The sequence below is a fragment of the Kurthia sp. 11kri321 genome, from assembly GCF_001534765.1.
GTDB classification, from domain to species: domain Bacteria; phylum Bacillota; class Bacilli; order Bacillales_A; family Planococcaceae; genus Kurthia; species Kurthia gibsonii.
The window spans coordinates 2,643,074-2,660,245 of sequence record NZ_CP013217.1; the positions used below are offsets into that span (position 1 = coordinate 2,643,074).

Genomic DNA, 17,172 nt, shown 5'->3' on the forward strand with positions numbered 1-17,172 from the left:
GTTGTCATACTGGCTAATTTTTTATACATTCTTCGGTTGCGTAACGGTTACTTTGAATAAGTCGCCGTCAATCGTAATCTCCATACGTCCTTCATGTAAATCAACAATGGATTGTGCAATGGCTAATCCAAGACCTGATCCTTCTGTATGTCGAGAAGCATCTGCTCGTTTGAAGCGTTCATACAGTTCTTCGACATCTTCGCTAATTTCATATTTCGAGATGTTCTTCACAGTTAGTACCGTTTGTTTGTCATTGTCTTCTAATGTCACAAATACACGCGTTCCATCCATTGAGTACTTAATCGCATTCCCGACTAAATTATCAATGACACGCCAGTAACGCTGACCATCAATATGTGTCGTCACTGCATGGTCTGGAATTTGTACTTGGAAACGTAAGCCAGACTGTTCAATGTCCGTTTCATGTTCACCAATCGCTTGTTGGACAAGCTGTGCTAAATCAACGTCTTGTTTATGCAATTCGATATTGCCTGAACTCATCTTCGATACTTCAAATAAGTCATCAATTAATGTTTTTAAACGTTGTGATTTTTTGTCGACGACATCAATATATTGTAGTCGTTCTTCTGTTGAAAGATTTTCTTTTTTCAATAACTCTGTGTACGTAATAATCGATGTTAGTGGTGTTCGTAAATCGTGACTAACATTCGTGATTAACTCCGTTTTTAAGCGTTCACTCTTATATTGTTGTTGCTGTGATGTTTCTACACCTACTTGCATTTGATTAATCAATTCCGCAAGTTCCTTGAAGTCTGAGTAGCGTGTTAGCTCAATTTTTTCATCACTGCCACGCTCTACAATTCGCTCCGTCGTTGTAATGACTTTGTTTAAATCCCCAATCTGCTTATAGAAGTAAATCGTAGTCGGAACAACAAATAAAATATAGAGGAAAACATAAAACAAGACAATAAATCCACTATTAAAGTTTGAAATCATAACCATAAAGCCGAATCCAGCTAAAAAAATGATAATGAGATACAGCGTTACTTTAATAAAGATGGGACTCTTTAATAATCCATTCTTAAAAATATGAATGACCCATTTCGTCGCAGATGTTTCCCATAATTTTTTCTTATCCGCAAAAGCATAGAATACGGATAGAATGAATTTAATCGTTACGTCCATTAACACCCAAATTACTAAACCGATTAAGATACACATCACAAGCATTTCGAATATAGAAGTGTACCCTTGATAATTCAAATAGTTATTAGCGTTATTAGCAATCTCAATGGATAGACCCATCGCAATGATAAAGAAAGCAATCGCTGCAAGCATTTGAATTTCAGCAGGCGCTTGATATACACGATACATATGGCGTTTTTTAATTAATAAAATACACGCAATGATGAAGAAAAGTCCTGAAATACCAAAGAAAATATAAAAGGCATACTGCACGATTTCGTATTTGTCTTTTTCTTTCAGTAATTCTGCAACACCTGTCGCATCTTGATTAATAAAGATTTGCCCTGTATAAACTGGGATATCTGTCATCATGAAACCATTTGTTTCTTGTAAATCTTCAAATCCTGATACATATGATAAATCTTCTAGTGATTTAATATCGTAAAAAACACCATATTCTGTTGAGCGAAAAGCAATTTTAAATAGTGGATTTTTTTCCTCTGTTGCATTTTTAAATGTTTCACCTGTATCAACATTTTCTAAATCATATGAGAAGTAAGGATATTGTTTTTTAAGTAATTCGCGATATTTGTCACGTTTTTCATAATAAAGCGTAATTTCTTTTTTCTGCTGTTGAATTAATTTTTCTTTTACATAATTACGATCTTCAAATACACGCGTCACTTCTTTGATTTTTGCATCGCGTTCTTTTTTCAACTTATCAGAAAGTGATGTTGCCTCCATATCTTCTGCTTCTTGAATTCGCGCTACATATTCATCACGAATACTCAGAATTTGATCGCTCAATGTTCCGTTCTCTGTACGATAATTTTCAATCTGTTCATTCGTAATATTAATATCTTTAATCGCCTGTTCTTTTGTCATCGAGTCGAGTTCAAAATAAGCCAGACTCGTCTTATAATTCGATAGTTTCTCTTGGAATGTATTCGATTCAAAATAACTTTTAAATAACGTAGACTGCAAGATGACAATTAAGAAAATTGAAACCATCGCAAGTGCCATACTTAATGAAATGAACGGTTTCATCCATTTAGCCATTCACATTCTCTCCCAACATTTTTAATTTCGCGAGTAGTACATTCGGGTTACCCCATTCATGGAAGAAAATTTGAGAACAATAAATCAAACAAATAATCGCTAAACTAAGTGCCGCTAAAGAGGCAATCACTGATTTAAGACTTGTCGATCTTGTATCCAACTCCCCACACCACCTTCACATATTTCGGGTTTTTGGGATTGACTTCTATTTTCTCTCGAATTTTTCGAATATGTACCGCCACAATATTATCTGCATTATAAGCAGCTTCTTTCCAAACTCGCTCATAAATTTCATCAATGGAAAAAACACGCCCTACATGCTCCATTAATAGTTGTGTAATTTTAAATTCGATTGGTGTGAGTTTGACCTCATCCCCATCGACCGTTATCGTTTTAGTGTCATTATTTAATACGAGACCATCCACAACAATTTCGTTTGAACGTTGCTCTTTTTGTTCGTATGACCCAAAACGCATGTAACGACGTAATTGTGACTTCACACGTGCTAATAATTCTAAAGGATGAAAAGGCTTGCCGATATAGTCGTCTGCTCCCATAGATAAACCAAGTATTTTATCTGTTTCCTCTACTTTCGCACTGAGCATAATAATCGGAATATTTTGGTCTTCACGTATTTTAAACGTAGCAGCAATACCATCTAAATTTGGCATCATCACATCCATGATAATCAAATGAATTTCATGTTGTTTTAAAATCTCTAATGCTTCTTGACCATCAGCTGCTTTTTGTACATGATAACCTTCATTTTTTAAGTAAATCTCAATACCATCTCGAATGGCTTGATCATCATCTGCTACTAAAATTGTGTATTCCATCTGTATTCCTCCTGCTCTTTTGCTTACTCTTACTATATCGTTTATTTCTTAACATCTACTTAGGAAATATATGAAGATTTTCTTAAGATTCCACTGGCTGCTTTCCTTTTAACGTCACAACAAGTATACCACCTAATAAAAAGGCTACGCCAACCCATGCGGTAAGACTTAAATTTTCACCTACTAAAAAGACGCCTAATAATGCCGCAGTTAATGGTTCCCCCAGTGATAGTGTAACTGCTGCAGAAGATGAAATCGCATGTAACCCGCGTAAAAATAATAAGTAGGCAATACTTGTGCCTGCTACACCCATCACAAAGAGTGGTAGCCAATTACTCGGAATCCCAATCCACTCGACGCCTAAAAAGAGTGAAAATGGTAACAAGATGACGCCACACATCGTAAATGTCATCGCAACAGAAGGTAATGCTGCTTCTTTTTCTAACAATACTTTACTAACATTTGTATAGGTAGCAAAGGCAACTCCTGCACAAAGAGCGCATAGAATGCCACTTGGGACAATTGTTGTTTCGCCTTTACTTGTAAATAACAGTACACAACCGATAATCGCAAAGCATGTCGCAAATGCCCATGTTCTAGTTGGTCTTGTTTTTAAAAAGAGCCATTCAATTAAGCCCGCAAAAATCGGTGAACTACCAATTGTCACAACTGTTCCTACTGCGACACCTGTTAAATGTACAGATGTAAAAAAAAGTGGTTGGAACAAAGCCATCGACAATGCAGCGAAAAAAGTTTGTTTCCAAGACCACGTTCGAAATGCTATCTTTTTCAAAAGAATCGCGATGATTAATAAGATTCCTCCACCAATTAATGAACGCATCATCGCAATCGGAACAGGATGAATTCCCTCTGTTAAATAAGTCTGTGTTGTACCAACTGTTCCCCATAAAACAGCTGCACACAACACGAGTATGTATGGTATCGCCTTCATTATGTATTCCTCCAATCCCCTATTTTACTTAAATATACCAATTGAAGTTTTATTGAGGCAAGGTATGTTTTGCATTATACTACAATAGAAGGTAGGTGTTTCAATGTATAAAACAATTGCCGAAACTGCAAAAGAGATTAATATGCCCGAATCACAAGTCATGCGCTATGTGTTAGAAGGACGCATTCACTCGGTTCATGACGGACAGGATTTTTTAATTAATACACAACAATTTGACACATATTTTGAACAACTTGAACAAGTAAAACACGAGATTGAAGTATGGAAAAATACGCCGATTCCTGAAGATATCGATGTAAAAGATGAAGACTAATACAAAAAAGAGAAACCGTCATGCCAAATTACACGACGATTTCTCTTTTTTTATTGTTTAACTATTAAGGAACCATCCAACCTAATACATTACTTTGTAAAAACGTAATGATACAAATACATAGTAATAGAATAATACTATATTTTAATGTGAAACGAAGTAACTCTGATTCACGTCCGACTAATCCAACAGCTGCTGCTGCAACTGCAATGGATTGTGGTGAAATCATCTTACCTGTTACACCACCAGATGAGTTCGCTGCAAGTGCTAATACTGGATCCATTCCTACATGACCTGCTGTTACTTGTTGTAACTTCGCAAACATTACGTTCGCTGATGTATCTGAACCTGTGATAAATACGCCTAACCAACCAAGTACAGGTGAGAAGAATGGGAATAATGCGCCTGTTTTTGCTAACACAAGTGCAAGTGTCGTCATCATACCTGCTGCATTCGTTACATAAGCATAAGCAACTACCGCACAAATTGTAACGATTGGGAACTTGATTTCATTTAATGTTGAAAATAATGTTTGCCCCCATGCTTTAAAGCTCATACCAAAGATGAATTTTGTAATGAAGCACGCAATAAAGATGGCTGTACCTGCTGCTCCTAGTAGCTCTAATTTATAAACAGCTGCAATCGGTAATTCCGTCATCCCGTCAATAATTTGATTATTCACAAAAGGTACTTCAGGTGTGAATGTTAGGAATTTACCAAGTGAATTAACAGCGCTTAAAATCGCATTACTTCCTTCATAATGTCCTGTTAAAGCCGTTTTGATTGTTGGAATACCCCATAACGAGATTAAAGCTGTTAATAAGATAAATGGTGACCATGCTTTAAAGATTTTACCTGCTGAATATTTTTCAACTTGTAATGTTGCTGTTTGCTCTTCACTTTTAAAACGATAAATTGTTTTTGGTTGCCAGAACTTCATGAATACTGCTAATGCTACAAGTGACACTAATGCAGAAAGTACGTCTGGTAACTCAGGTCCTAAGAAGTTTGAAGATAAAAATTGCGTTACTGCGAATGTAATACCTGATACAAGAACTGCTGGTAATACTTCGATTGTTTTTTTCCATCCCGTCATAATAAATACAAGGAAGAATGGAATGAAGATTGATAAGATTGGTAACTGTCGTCCAACCATTTTTGAAATTTCTAATGCTGGAATACCTGTTGGTCCTTCCATCGCAATAATTGGAATCCCAATTGCTCCGAATGCTACGGGTGCCGTATTTGCGATTAAACATAAACCTGCTGCATATAATGGATTAAACCCTAAACCGACTAGTAATGCAGCTGATATTGCTACGGGCGCACCAAATCCTGCTGCTCCTTCTAAAAACGCACCAAAAGAAAACGCTACCAATAATGCTTGAATACGACGGTCTTCTGTAATTGAAAGTACAGATGAACGAATAATATCAAATTGTCCTACTCTTACTGTGATGTTATATAAAAATACAGATGTGACAATAATCCAAGCGATTGGCACAAGTCCATAGACTGCACCTTGACTTGCTGACATAACGGCTGTTTTAACAGGCATGTCAAATGCCACAACGGCTAGAATAAGTGCGATTAATAACGTGGTAAGACCTGCGATATGCCCCTTCATCTTTTTAATGGCAAGTGCCCAGAAAAAATAAAGTATTGGAATAATAGCTACAAGCGCCGTCCACCATAAGCTGTCCCCTACAGCGGTGAAATTTTGCGTGAATGTCATTTTTTCTCCCCCTTATGTACATCGTTACGTATTGAATTTTTGATATTTTAAAAAAATTCAATATAACATTAGGTCATCAGATGACCTAATTAAGATTATATATTCAAAATATTAGAAAAAACAATCTTTTTTTCAAAAAATTTTAACTTCTCTTCTTTTCAGAAAAAAACGGTCTACTCTCTTTCATGCTATAATACAAAAAGAACAAACAGAGAAACGGAGTGTTTTACATGGAAATTACACAAATTGAACGCTGTAATAAACAAACAGATGATTTAATTGCTACAGAAGCTGCAGATTTTTTAGCTTCACCTATTCACTTTCTAAAAGAACATAATCAAGAGTTTTTATATATGGAATCACCACTTTTTGAAGAATTAAAGATGGATGCTGTTGTATTTGAATATGATGAGATGTTCGATGCATATACTGCTTTATTTGGTTTATGTTTACAGAAAAAATATGCTACTGCGATTAAAGAATATTTACACACTCATTTACGTTCGATTTTCGGTGCTTCTTCAGCTAACTTTTCAGGTAATGAAGGACTGTGGGAGATTAATATTGCACTTACTGCTATTGAAGGATTTAAAGAAGATGGCACATTATTAGAAGCTCTTACTTTACTTGAAAAATTTGTGAGAGCATTAATAAATGAAGTAACTGCTAACTAAATCAAGTGCACAACAAAAAGCCAGAATCACGTAATAAAGCGTAATTCTGGATTTTCTTATATTTTGCTATGACTTTCAAACGGGTACAACAACCGATTGTTTCGATAGCATACTCGCGTAATCTTCTACCATTACAGAAGCAGTTGGATACATACCTGCACCAGGACCTACTAATGTAATCTTACCGATATAGTTCGTATCAAGTGCGACTGCATTATCGACGCCATCAATTGCATATAACGGATGTGCTGCATCAACAAGTTGAGGTCCAATTTCTGCATGAATTTTACCGTTTTCATCAATAGAAACTTCTGCAATATGGCGATAGCGTTGGCCATTTGCATCTGCTTGTTGTACTTGTTCCAATGTAATTTCAGAAATACCTACCACTTTTACATCTTCCCAGTTCGGTTGTTTACCGAATGCGAGCGCACTTAAAATCATTAGCTTTTTGAAAGCATCTTGTCCTGAAATATCATTATATGGATCTGCTTCTGCATATCCTAAATCTTGTGCATTTTTTAAAGCTGTTTCGAATGAAATACCTTCTGTACGCATTTGCGTTAAGATATAATTCGATGTGCCATTTAAAATACCTTGAATGTGTACTACATCATTCACACGTAAGATTGTCTCCATTGTTTTAATTACCGGTACACCACCTGCAGTAGTTGCTTCAAAACCTACTTGTACACCGTATTTTTTCGCCTTCTCTTGTAGCGCTTGACCAAATTTAGCAAACATGACTTTATTTGCAGTAATAACGTGCGCCCCTTTTTCAATTGCTGCATCTAAATAACCATATGCTGGTTCTTCTCCAACAATTGCTTCAAAGACAACGTCTAATTGCGGCAATGCTAAAATATCTTCAAAACGATTCGTTAATAAAGACGCATCTACACCTTCGCGCTCTTTTGAAACATTATGGACTAAAATTTTTGCTACTTCGATGTCCACACCCAGTGTTTCTTTCAATTGCTTTCGCTTTTCTTTCAAAATGTTAAAAATGCCTTCTCCTACCGTTCCGAACCCTAGGATTGCCACCTTCACTGCTGTCATATTGTTCGCCTCCAATGATTAAATTTAATTTGTTTATTTTGAACGTTCATTTCACAACTTAATGAAAATTCTAACGTATTTAAAGACATATTTCAAGAAAATTCTTTTTCAGAAGGACAATTGTTTTTTCTAAGAGGTCACTAAATACTGAATTTTAGAAAGTAAAAGGAACTGCCTACAACGGATTGAGTCAGTTCCTTCTATTATATATAACTGATTTTAGAACCTATTTTGCGACCACTGTTACTTGTTGGAATGCTTGCTCTAACGCATGAGTTAGATCTTCTGCATTTTCAAGGCCGATTGATAAACGAATGAGTTCTTCTGGCACACCTGATTGAATAAGTTCTTCTTCATTTAATTGTTGATGTGTTGTTGAAGCTGGATGAATAATTAATGAACGCGCATCGCCTACATTGGCTACATGTGAGAATAGTTCAATCGCATCAATGAACTTGCGACCTGCTTCACGCCCACCTTTAATGCCAAATGTTAAAACAGAACCTGCACCATTTTTTAAATATTTTTCTACGAGTGGCGCATACTCGCTATCTTCAAACCCATTATAGTGTACCCATTCCACTTGTTCATGGTTGCGTAAGAATGTCGCTACTTTTTGTGCATTTTCATTATGACGTGGCACACGTAAATGAAGTGTCTCTAAACCTTGTAAAAAGTTAAAGGCTGCATCTGCACTTAATGTCGGACCGAAGTCACGTAATAATTGAACGCGTAAACGTGTTGCAAACGCTGCATTCGGTGCATCCACACCATAGCGAATACCATGATAAGAAGCATCTGGTTCTGTATAGTCTGGGAATTTACCTTGCGTCCAGTCGAACTTCCCTGCATCCACTACAATTCCACCGATTGTTGTACCATGTCCACCAATCCACTTTGTTGCAGAGTGAATCACAAGATCTGCACCATGTTCAATCGGGTTACATCCAACTGGTGAAGCAAATGTATTATCGACGATGAGTGGAATTTGATGTTCATGTGCAATTTTTGCAAATGCTTCTAAGTCAACTACTGATAAACTTGGATTTCCGATTGTTTCAACATATAGCGCTTTTGTGTTCTCTTGAATCGCTTCTGCAAACTTCTCAGGTTCGCGCTCATCAACGAATGTTGTTGTAATACCGTAACGTGGAAGTGTATTCGCAAATAAATTGTACGTGCCACCATATAGACTATTCGCAGCTACAATATGATCTCCTGCACGCGTAATATTTAAAATACTAAATGAGATAGCAGCCATACCTGAAGATAGAGCGACTGCTGCTGTTCCTCCTTCTAATAAGGCAACACGTTTTTCAAACACATCAACTGTTGGATTCATAATGCGTGAATAAATATTGCCTGCTTCTTCTAAAGCAAATAATTTACGAGCATGTTCTGAATCATTAAATTGATATGCAGTTGTACGATAAATAGGTACTGCAATCGCTCCTGTTACGGGGTCTGATGATTGTCCGCCGTGTACGGCTAATGTTTCTTTTTTGAATTCTGTCATATATGATTCCTCCTAAAATGAATTATGATGATGGACATCGGAATAAGGAATTATAGGAGAAGGATTTTATAAAAAAAGCCCTCTTCTTAGGTAAGAAGAGGGCTGTATCGAACATGGTCCTCCCCTTATCTGTCAGATCCGATAAAAAATCTGTAGGAATTAGCACCTTGGTTTCAAAAAAAGAAACTGGTTGCTGGGCATCGCAGGGCCTATCCCTCCGCCACTCTTGATAAAGGTTTTAAACATATAATGTTTCCATCAATTTCTATCTAGTATAGTCATCTATTTTTCATTCGTCAATCTTTTTTCTGAAAATTTTTATTATACTGATTTAATTCTTTTAAAATACAATTTTATTTTTAAATAAAAATTACTAAAAAACTTTTTAAAATGAATCAAAGGTTTTCGAATAAGATGAGCATTTATGGTAGCATAGTCTTTGAATACAAATGACAATAGGAGTTGAATGAATCATGAATCAAGTAAAAGAATTATTACGTAGTCATACTTCTGTCCGTAAATATACAGGCGAAGAAATTCCAAAAGAAGTGGTATATGATTTAATCGAAACTGCACAGATGGCTGCAACATCACACTTTGTACAAGCATATAGTGTGATTCATGTGACAGATCCTGAGAAAAAAGCGAAACTTGGCGAATTATCGAATAATGATTTCCAATTCAAAACAGCTGGCGCTTCTTTCCTATTCTGTGTAGACTTCAAGCGCCTTCAAATTGCTGGTCAAAAATACGATATTGATATTACAGCTGATTCAGCTGAAAATGTCTTAGTCGGTGTAGCAGATGTTAGCTTATTTGCTCAAAACTTCGTCATCGCAGCTGAAGCTGAAGGCTACGGTATTTGCTATATTGGTGGCGCACGTAATAATCCAAAAGAAATTAGCGAATTATTCAACCTACCTGAATACGTCTTCCCGATGTTTGCGATGACAATCGGCAAACCAACGAAAACAAATGATACAAAACCACGTTTACCAGTGGAAGCAATTGTACATGAAAATGGTTATGACGTAGAAAAATATGACGCACTATTAACACAATATGATAAAGAACTTGGCGAGTACTACTTAAACCGTAATGCTAATCAAAAAGTAACGAACTGGACGAAACAAATGGCGGATTACTTAGTAAACCAGCAACGTCCGTTCATTAAAGATTTCCTTGCTTCACAAGGCTTCACGTGGAAATAGTCTAAATACAAGAAAGAATCACACTTATGATTGTGCGATTCTTTCTTTTTATTTTTTCAATTGAATCGATACTTCAATATGATTTAGCTGTTGTTCTAAATCATATAAAGCTTCATATGCTTCATCAAGTGTCACGCGTTCAAAACGAATTTGGTCACCTGGCTTCATTTGCCCGAAACGATGTAAGTCAGCTGAAATCACCTGCCCAATTCGAGGATAACCACCTGTTGTTTGACGATCTGCTAATAAAATGATGGGTTGTCCATCATTCGCTACTTGAATCGTTCCATTCGTTACTGCTTCTGAAACCATCTCTTGTTGCACATCTTTTTGAAGCTTAAACCCTTTTAAACGATACCCCATACGGTCAGATGACATAGCAACATCAAAATGAACACGTTCAAAATTTTGTTGTGTAGCTGTTGTAAACCATTGATATTCATTCCCTTCGACGAAACGAATGCGGTGCCTTTTACGTGCTTTTTTATAAAAATCAGGTCGGACATGCCACGAAACTGTACTAAAATATTCGTTTTTAATCGGTAATACAGGTGTATCCCAATTTGTATTCATTAATTGTATTTCATCTTGTTCTTGAAGCGCACGTCCATTTAGACCCCCCATATTTGCGCGCAAGTATGTACTTTTACTTCCGAGCTTTTCTTCTATTAAAAAACCATGTTGCACAGCAAGATAACTTCTCAACCCTTTTTTTGCACCTTTAAAGCGGAGTGTCTGATTAGCGCGAACGAGTACAGGTCGCCACTGTGGTACATCCATCCCCTGAATTGTCGGTGTTAAGTCACCACCTGTAATCGCAATATACGTATCTTCTGAAAAATGAAATGCCGTACCGCGCATCGTTACTTCGATACACGCTTCGTGCTGATGATTTCCCAATAAACGATTAGCAATTTTAAGTGCAAAAGAATCCATCGCCCCGCTTACAATAACGCCAATATTTTGATAGCCGATTCGTCCAATATCTTGGATTGTTGCAAGTGTGCCAGCTTTTAAGCAAGTGATTGACATAGACTTTCTCCTTTCAGCGCATGATATTCTTCAATTGAAATAGGATAGAATCGAATCCAGACACCTGCTCGTAATAAGGTAGGATTTTCTGCTTCTGGTGTAAATAAAGCTGTTGGTGTACGTCCGATGATTTGCCAACCACCCGGTGTTTCAATTGAATACACCCCTGTTTGTGAACCTGCAATCCCAACAGATCCTGCTTCAATTTTCAAACGTGGTGTTTGTTTTCTTGGTGTTGCTAATGATTCGTCTAGTCCGCCTAAATACGGGAACCCTGGTGCGAACCCTAACATATAAACAAAATAATCACGTCCTGTATGTTTTTGAATCACTTCTCCTGGCGTGATGCCATGATAGTTTGCGACTTCTTCTAAATCAGGTCCAAATTCACCACCATAGCAAACAGGAATTTCAACTACCTCTTCCATCTGTTCTGTAACAATTATTTCTTGCTGTAGAATAATACAGATTTTTTCTTCTAACCACTGATATGGATTTTGTCGATTGTGTATTTTCTTCTTCACATCTAGTGGGTTAAACAAAATCGTAATCACTTGAAATGATGGTACGATTTCTTCATACGGTAACTCCGCATCCTCTATATGTTGAATCAATAATTGCATCATATGATACTGTTGAACGCTCATCGCTTCGTTAAATTCAATACGAATTGCAGCGTCTCCCATTGGCGATATTGTTGTGTATTCACTAAATCGCATGTCGCCACCCCTTTTCCCGAATTTCGGAATTTTAATTCTGAATATAGGAATAATTATAGAATTATTCAATTATTTTCGCAATTATTTTTTAAAATATCGGACTATTCAAGCTATACACACTTTTTATTTTATGGTATTATTCGAAACATAAGTTTCTTAAAACGGAACTAATAAACTGAATTACGGACTAAAATGGGGATAAAGGAGTTGATTTCATGTTTCAAGTCGACTTGAACTGCGATTTAGGTGAAAGCTTTGGCGCATACAAAATGGGCAATGACGAATTAATCTTAGATTATGTCACGTCAGCCAATATCGCCTGTGGTTTCCACGCTGGTGATCCACATGTCATGCGAAAAACAGTAGAGCTAGCACTTGAAAAGAACGTCAAAATTGGGGCACATCCTGGGTTTCCAGACTTAGTAGGTTTCGGTCGCAATGCGATGCATCTATCACCACACGAAGTTTTCAACATTGTCACGTACCAAATCGGGGCATTACAAGCTTTGACGACTGCTTTCGGTGGAAAATTAGAACATGTCAAACCACATGGCGCACTGTATAATTTAGCAGCAAAAGATGAAAGCCTTTCCACTGCTATTGCAGAAGCGATTTACGCAGTGAATCCTGAGTTTGTCTTATATGGACTGTCAGGTAGTGAACTCATTAAAGCAGGTGAAAAAATCGGTCTCAAAACAGCGAGTGAAGTATTTTCGGACCGTACCTATCAAGCTGATGGCTCGTTAACATCTCGTACATTACCAAATGCACTTATTACAGATGATCATCAAGCTGTTGAACAAGTATTGAACATGATTACAAAAGGAACAGTTCAAACCGTTCAACAAACAAGTTATCCAATTGTCGCAAATACCATTTGTATCCATGGGGATGGCGTACACGCATTACAATTTGCACAATTCATTCATCAACGATTAACGGAGAGTGGGATTCAAGTTACACCGTTCCGTTAGAACAAAGGGGAGTTTCATATGGAAAAAGTCGACTTACATACACAGTCATCGACAAAGAAGAAAGCTGGCGCTAGTGTCCTATTAGGTGCCGCCTTCTTAATGGCCACATCATCAATCGGTCCTGGATTTTTAACACAAACAACGATTTTCACAGATCAACTACGCGCGAGTTTTGGTTTCGTTATTTTAATCTCTCTCTTACTCGATGTTTTTGCACAAATGAACGTTTGGCGTATTATTGTCGTATCGGGTTTACGTGGACAAGAGATTGCGAATAAAGTACTGCCTGGTCTAGGATTCGTTCTAGCCATCTTAATTGTTTTTGGTGGACTTGCTTTTAATATCGGGAACGTCGCCGGTGCTGGTCTTGGTCTGAACGCAATGCTTGGACTTGATGTAACAACTGGCGCTGCACTAAGTGCGATTTTTGCGATTGTTATTTTCTTATTCAAAGAGGCCAGTAAAATTATGGACCGCGCTGCACAAGTAGCTGGTGGTATTATGATTCTTCTGATGATGTACGTAGCGATTTCAACAGCACCGCCTGTTGGTGAGGCAGTGATTCGTACATTCGTACCAACGGAATTAAGTATTTTTGCCATTGTGACATTAGTTGGTGGTACTGTCGGTGGTTATATTACATTCGCAGGTGGGCACCGTTTACTAGATGCTGGATTAAAAGGCACAAGCGCAATTCCAGAAGTGAATAAAAGCTCGATTACAGGGATTGCTGTAACAGGTGTTATGCGTGTTCTTCTATTCCTAGCTGTATTAGGTGTTGTATCACAAGGTGTTAAATTAGCTGCAGATAACCCTGCTGCTTCTGTATTCGAAAGTGCTTTAGGTACTGCTGGTTTCCGTATTTTTGGTGTGATTATGTGGGCTGCAGCTGTTACTTCAGTTGTTGGTGCTGCTTACACATCTGTATCATTCATTAAAACATTCCATAAAAATATTGCTAAGTATGAAAACTGGATTATTATTGCGTTTATCGCGATTTCAGCTCTTGTCTTCATCTCAGTTGGTAAACCTGTCAATGTACTTGTATTAGCTGGTGCATTAAACGGTCTAATATTACCAATCGCACTTGGCACATTATTAATTGCTGTTCATAAAAAATCCATCGTGGGCGATTATAAACATCCAAAATGGCTAACGATTACAGGGATCCTTGTTGTCGTATCAATGGGGACACTTGGCTACATGACATTGGTTGAACAAATTCAATTACTAATGAAATAAGGAGTGAACGAGAATGGATTACGCAAACTTATCACCTGCTGAAATTCGCAAGTTAATTCGCGAAAAGCAGATTACAGGTCCAACAGCTGGTCATGCACTTGGCTATGCACAGGCAAATTTAGCTATTTTAAAAAAGGAACACGCTTTTGATTTTCTCTTATTTGCACAACGAAATCCAAAAGCCTGTCCAATTTTAGATGTAATCGAACCTGGTGAAGTCGCACCAAAAGGAATCGCTAAAGATGCAGATATTCGTACAGATATTCCAAAATATCGCGTCTATAAACAAGGTGTATTCGTTGAAGAAGTAACGGATTTATATGATTACTGGTCAGATGATTTTGTCTGCTTCTTAATCGGTTGTAGTTTCTCTTTTGAAAATGCACTACTGAATAATGAGATTGATGTACGTCATATTTCAGAGGGCTGTAATGTACCGATGTATAAAACAAATATCGCTACGACACCTGCTGGACTTTTCGAAGGTCCGACCGTTGTCTCGATGCGTCCAATTCCTGAAGCAGACGTAGTACGTGCAGTTCAAGTAACTTCACGCTTTCCTTCTGTTCATGGTGCGCCGCTTCATATTGGTAATCCTGAAACAATCGGTATTCAAGATCTTTCAAAACCCGACTTCGGTGATGCAGTAACCATTAAAGAAGGCGAAGTACCTGTATTTTGGGCTTGTGGTGTTACGCCTCAAGCAATTGCTATGCACGTAAAACCCGATTTAATGATTACACATGCACCTGGACATATGTTTATAACGGATATTCGTGACGAGCATTTAGGGATTCTATAATAACGTGAAAAATGCCTGATGACATATAAAAATCATCAGGCATTTTATTAATTGAATTTATATTAATTAAAATACAGACTCTATAAATTAACTTAAATTCTGAAATTTCACTATATCAATTATCAAATTCGATTTCCATTTGATCTTCCCATTGACCTGTATTCAAATTGAAAACATCTTCTTCATCTAAAACACTATAATAAAATGGCTGTATGAATTTAAACTTCGATTCTTCATAGCACTTTTTGATAAAAGTTCCTATTTCTTTTATAGATTTTTGTTCTAATTCATTATCAAAATAAAAATCATCAAAAGTATCGTTTTGTTCTTCTGGAATTGCAGAAAAATCATAGAATAAAAAATGATCAACCATTATTTTGCTATCAAAAAACGGACTATCTTTAATTACTTCAATAGGATCAAACATATCTTTTTGAGCATATAACGTAATGTTAATTTCAGAATCACTTATTCCGCTTCTTATTACTAATACAGACGTATCTTCAGAAAAATTTTCACTTTCTAATTCATTAAAAGCGTTTATTAATTGCGTTTTGATATTTAATAAATTATTTTTAACTTCATTTAAAAATTCATTTACTGTAAATATAACTACATCCCTATCTTTCGTTTAATTTTTTTACCATACTTAATTACTCCAGGATTTGCAAAACCATTACTATCTACAAAGCCAATAAACTCATTTGCCAATTCATCTAATAATTCAATAGGCCAATCTTCTTTAGGTGTTTCATTCAATTTTGTTAAGACTTCTTCTCCAATTCCATATGGAAGATCATCTGTAATTTTAGCTTTCATCGCTTTTATAGCTAACTCAACAAACCAGGAAATATCACAATCCATACTAGCAAATTGATAAAAACAATTTGCAATCTCAATATCAGATTTCCCTTCTTTCACAAGTTGCTCAAATTCTTCTTTCGTATAAATAATATCATCTTCATCGTCGGCATCATATTCGATTTCAAAATCATCATCTTCTGGTTTCTCTAATTTCTTTAAAAATAACTCAAATGTTTTAGCAACTTGTTTTGGTTTTTCATCTGTATCTTCTTCAATATACACAACAGGTGGCTCATTCTCCGTATGTTTACGATAATCAAGAGCCAACCAATAGTTCCCGTCTCCAGAAATAATCACAAGTCCTTTTTCCATACCCCATTCTTCTACGAGGTAATTCGTTTCACCAATACCTTCTTCTAAATCAATGCCACGTAAATCTGTAATCTCTACTTCTCCATCAGGAACTCTACCAGAACGAAGAACACTATAAGCTAAAGTTCCCCCATTATGTACCTTCATTAGATTTACATATGATTCAGGTAATTTCACACCTAGACTCGACTCTAATTTTTTTAAATCTTCTAACGAAAAATCATCAAACTCTGCCTCATCTTCAAAAATATAATGGAACACTTAATCACCCTTTACTTATTAATTAAAATATATGTTTAATGTATTGAATCAAATACATCATTTTTAGTTTTTGGTTTAATAATGAATTTTGTTATAACGTACAAGAAAATAAATAAAAAGCATGCGATTGATGTCCGTTCACTTGTCACAACTGTCGATTGTATTCCTTGTACGCCAATGAATACGTTACAAGCAAATGATAGTAGGAAACCCACTTGTGCAAAAATTGTCAGATATTTTGCTAACTTTTCTCTAAAATCCACTATTTCCACTCCTTTCCTATTTATTATACTTGATACATATAAAAAGTGCAGAATGAGACATAACACTCCTCTTCCTTCTTTAGGGTTCTAAACAAAAAATCGGAACCGCATTATGGCGCGATTCCGATTTTTCTTATGCTCATATGAGATGGTGTTTCTACACTGATATCTCATCTTCTAT

18 protein-coding genes and 1 riboswitch are annotated in these 17,172 nt (G+C 36.4%); of the genes, 6 read left to right on the forward strand and 12 right to left on the reverse strand.

Annotated features, from left to right (window positions below; genetic code table 11):
• Nucleotides 1-21: 21 nt before the first annotated feature.
• The 4 genes from ASO14_RS13205 to ASO14_RS13215 all read right to left on the reverse strand — a co-directional run bounded on the left by ASO14_RS13205 (nt 22) and on the right by ASO14_RS13215 (nt 3,993).
• Nucleotides 22-2,205, reverse strand: a complete 2,184-nt coding sequence (locus tag ASO14_RS13205; protein ID WP_068456301.1) for a HAMP domain-containing sensor histidine kinase — start codon at nt 2,203-2,205, stop codon at nt 22-24.
• Nucleotides 2,198-2,365, reverse strand: coding sequence for a hypothetical protein (locus tag ASO14_RS15070; RefSeq protein ID WP_156422379.1), 168 nt, complete (start codon nt 2,363-2,365; stop codon nt 2,198-2,200). The genes ASO14_RS13205 and ASO14_RS15070 overlap by 8 nt, the downstream gene beginning before the upstream one ends.
• Complete coding sequence (locus ASO14_RS13210; RefSeq protein WP_068456305.1) at nt 2,340-3,041, reverse strand: response regulator transcription factor; 702 nt, start codon at nt 3,039-3,041, stop codon at nt 2,340-2,342. Before ASO14_RS13210 ends, ASO14_RS15070 begins: the two co-directional genes overlap by 26 nt.
• Nucleotides 3,042-3,123: 82 nt before the next feature.
• Nucleotides 3,124-3,993, reverse strand: a complete 870-nt coding sequence (locus tag ASO14_RS13215; RefSeq protein ID WP_068456307.1) for an EamA family transporter — start codon at nt 3,991-3,993, stop codon at nt 3,124-3,126.
• A 103-nt stretch (nt 3,994-4,096) separates the two neighbouring features.
• On the opposite strand from ASO14_RS13215, the gene ASO14_RS13220 reads away from it, so the two are divergent.
• Nucleotides 4,097-4,327, forward strand: coding sequence for a MerR family transcriptional regulator (locus ASO14_RS13220; RefSeq protein WP_068456310.1), 231 nt, complete (start codon nt 4,097-4,099; stop codon nt 4,325-4,327).
• Nucleotides 4,328-4,391: 64 nt separating this feature from the next.
• Here ASO14_RS13220 and ASO14_RS13225 read toward each other — a convergent pair whose 3' ends face one another.
• The gene (locus ASO14_RS13225) at nt 4,392-6,062 is read right to left on the reverse strand and encodes an L-lactate permease (protein WP_068456313.1); all 1,671 of its coding nucleotides are present in this window, start codon (nt 6,060-6,062) and stop codon (nt 4,392-4,394) included.
• 230 nt (nt 6,063-6,292) lie between these two features.
• On the opposite strand from ASO14_RS13225, the gene ASO14_RS13230 reads away from it, so the two are divergent.
• Nucleotides 6,293-6,736, forward strand: a complete 444-nt coding sequence (locus ASO14_RS13230; protein WP_068456316.1) for a hypothetical protein — start codon at nt 6,293-6,295, stop codon at nt 6,734-6,736.
• A gap of 75 nt (nt 6,737-6,811) precedes the next feature.
• On the opposite strand, the gene ASO14_RS13235 is transcribed toward ASO14_RS13230, so the two are convergent.
• Nucleotides 6,812-7,795, reverse strand: a complete 984-nt coding sequence (locus tag ASO14_RS13235) for a homoserine dehydrogenase (RefSeq protein WP_068456319.1) — start codon at nt 7,793-7,795, stop codon at nt 6,812-6,814.
• A 226-nt stretch (nt 7,796-8,021) separates the two neighbouring features.
• Nucleotides 8,022-9,311 (reverse strand): O-acetylhomoserine aminocarboxypropyltransferase/cysteine synthase family protein, encoded by a 1,290-nt coding sequence (locus tag ASO14_RS13240; RefSeq protein WP_068456322.1) that lies wholly within the window; start codon nt 9,309-9,311, stop codon nt 8,022-8,024.
• Between the two features lie 122 nt (nt 9,312-9,433).
• Nucleotides 9,434-9,547, reverse strand: a riboswitch (SAM riboswitch).
• Nucleotides 9,548-9,784: 237 nt separating this feature from the next.
• Between ASO14_RS13240 and nfsA the strand changes: the two genes are divergently transcribed.
• A complete protein-coding gene (nfsA, locus tag ASO14_RS13245) occupies nt 9,785-10,522 on the forward strand; it encodes an oxygen-insensitive NADPH nitroreductase (protein WP_068456325.1) in 738 nt (245 codons plus the stop codon).
• Nucleotides 10,523-10,570: 48 nt separating this feature from the next.
• Here the strand turns inward: nfsA and ASO14_RS13250 are convergent, their stop codons facing one another.
• Both ASO14_RS13250 and pxpB read right to left on the reverse strand, forming a co-directional pair.
• Nucleotides 10,571-11,554: a 5-oxoprolinase subunit C family protein gene (locus ASO14_RS13250; RefSeq protein ID WP_068456328.1), complete on the reverse strand. Its 984-nt coding sequence runs from the start codon at nt 11,552-11,554 to the stop codon at nt 10,571-10,573.
• On the reverse strand, nt 11,536-12,273 hold the full coding sequence (gene pxpB, locus ASO14_RS13255) for a 5-oxoprolinase subunit PxpB (protein ID WP_068456331.1): 738 nt from the start codon (nt 12,271-12,273) through the stop codon (nt 11,536-11,538). Before pxpB ends, ASO14_RS13250 begins: the two co-directional genes overlap by 19 nt.
• A 215-nt stretch (nt 12,274-12,488) precedes the next feature.
• Here pxpB and ASO14_RS13260 point away from each other — a divergent pair, with 215 nt between their 5' ends.
• The 3 genes from ASO14_RS13260 to ASO14_RS13270 are packed head-to-tail and all read left to right on the forward strand — an operon-like array spanning nt 12,489 to nt 15,291.
• Nucleotides 12,489-13,247: a LamB/YcsF family protein gene (locus ASO14_RS13260; protein WP_068456334.1), complete on the forward strand. Its 759-nt coding sequence runs from the start codon at nt 12,489-12,491 to the stop codon at nt 13,245-13,247.
• Nucleotides 13,248-13,265: 18 nt separating this feature from the next.
• Nucleotides 13,266-14,489 (forward strand): NRAMP family divalent metal transporter, encoded by a 1,224-nt coding sequence (locus ASO14_RS13265; RefSeq protein ID WP_068456337.1) that lies wholly within the window; start codon nt 13,266-13,268, stop codon nt 14,487-14,489.
• A 13-nt stretch (nt 14,490-14,502) separates the two neighbouring features.
• Complete coding sequence (locus ASO14_RS13270; protein ID WP_068456340.1) at nt 14,503-15,291, forward strand: putative hydro-lyase; 789 nt, start codon at nt 14,503-14,505, stop codon at nt 15,289-15,291.
• 115 nt (nt 15,292-15,406) lie between these two features.
• Here ASO14_RS13270 and ASO14_RS13275 read toward each other — a convergent pair whose 3' ends face one another.
• The 3 genes from ASO14_RS13275 to ASO14_RS13285 all read right to left on the reverse strand — a co-directional run bounded on the left by ASO14_RS13275 (nt 15,407) and on the right by ASO14_RS13285 (nt 16,991).
• A complete protein-coding gene (locus ASO14_RS13275; RefSeq protein WP_068456343.1) occupies nt 15,407-15,718 on the reverse strand; it encodes a hypothetical protein in 312 nt (103 codons plus the stop codon).
• A 185-nt stretch (nt 15,719-15,903) separates the two neighbouring features.
• Nucleotides 15,904-16,728, reverse strand: a complete 825-nt coding sequence (locus ASO14_RS13280) for an SMI1/KNR4 family protein (protein ID WP_068456345.1) — start codon at nt 16,726-16,728, stop codon at nt 15,904-15,906.
• Between the two features lie 35 nt (nt 16,729-16,763).
• Entirely contained in the window at nt 16,764-16,991 is a 228-nt protein-coding gene (locus ASO14_RS13285) for a hypothetical protein (protein ID WP_068456348.1), read from the reverse strand.
• Nucleotides 16,992-17,172 lie beyond the last annotated feature (181 nt).

Bases quoted from the DNA above. Each gene is read 5' to 3' on its own strand.
- ASO14_RS13220 (WP_068456310.1), top strand. From the start codon at position 4,097: ATGTATAAAACAATTGCCGAAACTGCAAAAGAGATTAATATGCCCGAA.
- ASO14_RS13270 (WP_068456340.1), top strand. From the start codon at position 14,503: ATGGATTACGCAAACTTATCACCTGCTGAAATTCGCAAGTTAATTCGC.
- ASO14_RS13275 (WP_068456343.1), bottom strand. From the start codon at position 15,718: ATGTTTGATCCTATTGAAGTAATTAAAGATAGTCCGTTTTTTGATAGC.
- nfsA (WP_068456325.1), top strand. From the start codon at position 9,785: ATGAATCAAGTAAAAGAATTATTACGTAGTCATACTTCTGTCCGTAAA.
- pxpB (WP_068456331.1), bottom strand. From the start codon at position 12,273: ATGCGATTTAGTGAATACACAACAATATCGCCAATGGGAGACGCTGCA.
- ASO14_RS13235 (WP_068456319.1), bottom strand. From the start codon at position 7,795: ATGACAGCAGTGAAGGTGGCAATCCTAGGGTTCGGAACGGTAGGAGAA.
- ASO14_RS13260 (WP_068456334.1), top strand. From the start codon at position 12,489: ATGTTTCAAGTCGACTTGAACTGCGATTTAGGTGAAAGCTTTGGCGCA.
- ASO14_RS13210 (WP_068456305.1), bottom strand. From the start codon at position 3,041: ATGGAATACACAATTTTAGTAGCAGATGATGATCAAGCCATTCGAGAT.
- ASO14_RS13205 (WP_068456301.1), bottom strand. From the start codon at position 2,205: ATGGCTAAATGGATGAAACCGTTCATTTCATTAAGTATGGCACTTGCG.
- ASO14_RS13265 (WP_068456337.1), top strand. From the start codon at position 13,266: ATGGAAAAAGTCGACTTACATACACAGTCATCGACAAAGAAGAAAGCT.
- ASO14_RS13230 (WP_068456316.1), top strand. From the start codon at position 6,293: ATGGAAATTACACAAATTGAACGCTGTAATAAACAAACAGATGATTTA.
- ASO14_RS13215 (WP_068456307.1), bottom strand. From the start codon at position 3,993: ATGAAGGCGATACCATACATACTCGTGTTGTGTGCAGCTGTTTTATGG.
- ASO14_RS13225 (WP_068456313.1), bottom strand. From the start codon at position 6,062: ATGACATTCACGCAAAATTTCACCGCTGTAGGGGACAGCTTATGGTGG.
- ASO14_RS13250 (WP_068456328.1), bottom strand. From the start codon at position 11,554: ATGTCAATCACTTGCTTAAAAGCTGGCACACTTGCAACAATCCAAGAT.
- ASO14_RS13240 (WP_068456322.1), bottom strand. From the start codon at position 9,311: ATGACAGAATTCAAAAAAGAAACATTAGCCGTACACGGCGGACAATCA.